4 protein-coding genes and 2 pseudogenes are annotated in these 4,349 nt (G+C 60.2%); all 6 read left to right on the top strand.

From position 1 onward, the window contains the following. Positions 1-731: pseudogene (gene dadA, locus ACXRVY_RS18460) on the top strand (D-amino acid dehydrogenase); the annotation flags it as partial. Then, positions 703-1,056, top strand: a complete 354-nt coding sequence (locus ACXRVY_RS18465; protein WP_458237935.1) for a RidA family protein — start codon at positions 703-705, stop codon at positions 1,054-1,056. The pseudogene dadA and the gene ACXRVY_RS18465, both read left to right, overlap by 29 nt. Positions 1,057-1,153: 97 nt before the next feature. Further along, complete coding sequence (alr, locus tag ACXRVY_RS18470; RefSeq protein ID WP_223460433.1) at positions 1,154-2,227, top strand: alanine racemase; 1,074 nt, start codon at positions 1,154-1,156, stop codon at positions 2,225-2,227. Between the two features lie 127 nt (positions 2,228-2,354). After that, entirely contained in the window at positions 2,355-2,903 is a 549-nt protein-coding gene (locus tag ACXRVY_RS18475; protein ID WP_008023455.1) for a cupin domain-containing protein, read from the top strand. A gap of 182 nt (positions 2,904-3,085) precedes the next feature. After that, a complete protein-coding gene (locus tag ACXRVY_RS18480; RefSeq protein WP_223460541.1) occupies positions 3,086-3,508 on the top strand; it encodes a c-type cytochrome in 423 nt (140 codons plus the stop codon). A 267-nt stretch (positions 3,509-3,775) separates the two neighbouring features. Next, a pseudogene (locus ACXRVY_RS18485) lies at positions 3,776-4,349 on the top strand (acetyl-CoA hydrolase); the annotation flags it as partial.

Raw genomic sequence — 4,349 nt, forward strand, 5'->3', positions numbered from 1 at the left:
TGCCGAACGATCAGACTGGCGACTGCCAGATGTTCACCACCAAGCTTGCCGAGATGGCCGCAAACCTCGGTGTGCAATTCCGTTTCGACCAGGACATTCAGCGCCTCGACTTCGCCGGTGACCGCATCAACGGCGTGTGGATCGACGGCAAGCTGGAAACCGCTGACCGCTACGTGCTGGCCCTCGGCAGCTACTCGCCGCAACTGCTCAAGCCGCTGGGGATCAAGGCGCCGGTGTACCCGCTCAAGGGCTACTCCCTGACCGTGCCGATCACCAACCCGGCAATGGCCCCGACATCGACCATTCTCGACGAGACCTACAAGGTCGCGATCACCCGTTTCGACAACCGCATCCGCGTTGGCGGCATGGCTGAAATCGCCGGTTTTGACCTGTCGCTGAACCCGCGTCGCAGGGAAACCCTGGAGATGATCGTCAACGACCTTTATCCTCAGGGCGGCGATCTGGCCCAGGCCAGTTTCTGGACCGGCCTGCGTCCGACCACTCCCGACGGCACGCCGATCGTTGGCGCCACCCCGTTCAGGAATCTGTTCCTGAACACCGGTCACGGCACACTCGGCTGGACCATGGCGTGCGGCTCCGGTCGCTTGCTGGCTGATCTGATGGCAAAGAAAAAGCCGCAGATCAGCGCCGAAGGCCTCGATATTTCCCGTTATGGCAACAAAACCCAGGAGCCTGCAAAGCATGTCARTCCAGCGCCAGCTCACCAATGAGCGCATGAGTCAGATCGTCACCCATAACGGCACGGTTTACCTGGCCGGACAGGTCGGCRATGACCTGAGCGCCGGGATTGAACAGCAGACCCGTGAAACCCTGGCCAATATCGAGCGTTTGCTCGATCTGGCGGGCACCGACAAAAACAATCTGTTGTCGGTGACGATTTACCTGAAAGACATCGACGCGCATTTCGAAGGCATGAACGCGGTGTGGGACAAGTGGCTGCCAAAAGGCGTCGCCCCGGCCCGTGCCACAGTCGAATCGAAACTGTGCGAACCGCAAATCCTGGTCGAGCTGTCGGTTGTCGCCGCTCTGCCATAAGCTTTCAGACAGATCCCTCTCCCGGTGCTGCTGGCGGTTCACGCCGTCAGTCAGCGCCGGTTTTTCTTCCCGATAACCCGACCAGAAGTCTGCCGCCATGCGTCCTGCCCGTGCCCTGATCGATCTTCAAGCCCTGCGTCACAACTACCAAGTCGCCCGTGAACTCACGGGGGCCAAAGCCCTCGCGGTGATCAAGGCCGATGCCTATGGCCATGGCGCGGTGCGTTGTGCCCAGGCGCTGGAAGCCGAGGCAGACGGGTTTGCCGTGGCCTGCATCGAAGAGGCCTTGGAGCTGCGGGCGGCGGGTATTCGTGCGCCGGTGCTGCTGCTGGAAGGTTTTTTCGAAGCCGACGAGTTGTCGCTGATCGTCGAGCATGATTTCTGGTGCGTGGTGCATTCGCTGTGGCAACTCGAAGCCATCGAGAAAGCCACATTGAGCAAGCCGATCACCGTGTGGCTGAAACTCGATTCGGGCATGCACCGGGTGGGGCTGCATCCGGCGGATTATCAAGCGGCCTATCAACGCCTGCTGGCCAGCGGCAAGGTCGCGAAAGTAGTGCTGATGAGTCACTTTGCTCGCGCCGATGAACTGCATGAGCAGGCCAGTGCCGATCAGGTGGCGGTATTTGAAGCGGCGCGCAAGGGCTTGTCCGCCGAGGTCAGTCTGCGCAACTCGCCGGCGGTGCTCGGTTGGCCGCAGATTCCGAGCGATTGGGTGCGCCCAGGCATCATGCTCTATGGCGCTACGCCCTTCGAAGAAGCCAACGAAGCAGCATCGCGCCTGCAACCGGTCATGACCCTGGAATCGAAAGTGATCAGTGTGCGCGAGTTGCCGGCTGGCGAGCCCGTCGGTTACGGCGCCAAATTCATCACCCCTAAACCGATGCGCATTGGCGTCGTGGCCATGGGTTACGCCGACGGCTACCCGCGCCTGGCACCGACCGGCACGCCAGTGCTGGTTGCCGGGCAGCGCAGCCAGCTGATTGGCCGGGTATCGATGGACATGCTCTGTATCGATCTGACCGATGTGCCGCAGGCCGGCCTCGGTTCGACCGTCGAGTTGTGGGGCAAAAACATCCTCGCCAGTGATGTGGCCATGGCTGCCGGCACGATTCCTTACCAGATCTTCTGCAACCTGCGTCGGGTGCCACTGCTCTATTCCGGGGCTTAGTGCGCGGGGCTCCAGACCGGAAGTCGCCTCGCTGAGCAGGATTCAGGTCAAAGTGTTGTAAATACTGAACGCTGTCGCCATGATAACGCTCACTATTCCAACAACCTGAATCCTGGAGGCGCAAGCTTTGGACGTCGGTGAACGACTGCAATCCATCCGTAGGCTCAAAGGCCTTTCCCAGCGTGAGCTCGCCAAACGGGCGGGGGTCACCAACAGCACGATTTCGATGATCGAGAAGAACAGCGTGAGCCCTTCGATCAGTTCGCTGCGCAAGGTGTTGGGCGGGATTCCCATGTCCATGGTCGAGTTCTTTTCCGAAGAAATCCTGCAGGAAAAACCGACTCAGATCGTCTACAAGGCCAACGAGCTGATCGATATTTCCGATGGCGCCGTGACCATGAAACTGGTCGGTCGGGCGCACCCGAGCCGGGCCATCGCATTCCTCAATGAAATCTATCCGCCRGGCGCCGACACCGGTGACGAGATGCTCACCCATGAGGGCGAGGAAACCGGCATCCTGGTCGAAGGAAAACTCGAACTGGTGGTCGGTCTCGAAACTTTTGTCCTCGAAGCCGGCGATAGCTACTACTTTGAAAGTACCAAGCCACACCGTTTCCGTAATCCGTTCGATGTGCCGGCGCGACTAATCAGCGCAGCCACGCCGGCGAACTTCTAAGAAAAGAGGCGTCCTGCCAGCATCGCGGAGGCGCCCGGGCTGTTTTTCCGCCGCAGCCTAAGACCCCTCCGACTTTGGGGTTGTTTCAGTGCGACGGGCTTACCGCTATACTTGCGCCCGCCTGCGAACCGTGGCCGTAGGCGTGACTAGCCACCATTGAGGGTGAACGCGTGAACCTAATTATGAAAATGCTGGCTGCACCAGCAACCGTATTGGCCCTATGGGCAGTCAGTGTCAGCGCTCAAGCTGCGACCAACGACGAAATCGCCAAACGCCTTGAGCCAGTCGGCCAGGTTTGTGTTCAGGGTAAAGAGTGCAAGGGGATGGAAGTGGCCACTGCCGCTGGCGGCGGTGGCGGTGCAAAAACTCCGGATGAAGTGATTGCGAAACATTGCAACGCTTGCCATGGCACCGGACTGTTGGGCGCACCGAAAATCGGTGATGCCGCCGCTTGGGGCGAGCGCGCCAAGAAAGAAGGTGGTGTTGACGGCCTGCTCGCCAAGGCGATCTCCGGCCTCAACTCGATGCCGCCAAAAGGCACCTGCGCCGATTGTGCAGACGCCGAGCTAAAAGGCGCCATCCAGAAGATGTCCGGCCTGAAATAAGCCTGAGTCTTGCTGCTGAAAAGCCGCTTGCGAGCGGCTTTTTTGTGCCTGTGATTTCTGCTTTGGTTTGTTGTGAACTCTTGTAGGAGCGAGCTTGCTCGCGATGAGTTCGAATGCGCCTCGGGGTGTCAGGTTCCATGCGTTATCGTTGACGACCATCGTCGGAGCGCCGCCCGGAGCAAGCTCGCTCCTACAGGGCTGTTCATTGCGGTAAAGACCCGGCAAGCTCGGACCAACCCCAATTCATGGAACGTGAGGGAGGATCCGATGGTTCAGCTGTGTTCTATCGAGCAGGCGGTCGATGACGTACTGGCGCGGTTGCCGGTCCACATTCACATGGGCCTGCCCCTGGGCCTGGGCAAACCCAACCACTTCGTCAACGCGTTGTATCGACGTATCGCGCAACTGCCCGAGCGGCGGCTGACGATCTACACCGCGCTGTGCCTGGGCCGTCCGCCCTTGGGCGACGGATTGCAAAAGCGATTTCTCGAACCCTTTATCGAACGGGTGTTCGGCGATTATCCGGAGCTGGAGTTTCTCGCCGATCTGCGTCGCGACCAACTGCCGGGCAACATTCACATCCAGCAGTTCTTCATGCAGCCTGGCAGCTTGCTCAACAGTGCCACGGCGCAACAGGATTACGTCAGCAGCAACTACAGCCATGCGGCGCGGGACATCAATGCCGCCGGGTTGAATCTGGTGGCGCAGCTGGTGGCCAGCGATGCCGAACATCCCGACCGCTTGAGCCTGAGCTGCAACCCGGACATCACCCTTGACCTGTTGCCGATGATCGCCAAGCGCCGCGCCGCCGGAGAAACCATCCTGATGGTCGGCCAGGTGC

The sequence above is a fragment of the Pseudomonas sp. P5_A2_2 genome, assembly GCF_054177685.1.

What these genes read in the sequence shown, in the direction of transcription:
- alr (WP_223460433.1), top strand. Translation starts at nt 1,154, where the DNA reads ATGCGTCCTGCCCGTGCCCTGATCGATCTTCAAGCCCTGCGTCACAAC.
- ACXRVY_RS18480 (WP_223460541.1), top strand. Translation starts at nt 3,086, where the DNA reads ATGAAAATGCTGGCTGCACCAGCAACCGTATTGGCCCTATGGGCAGTC.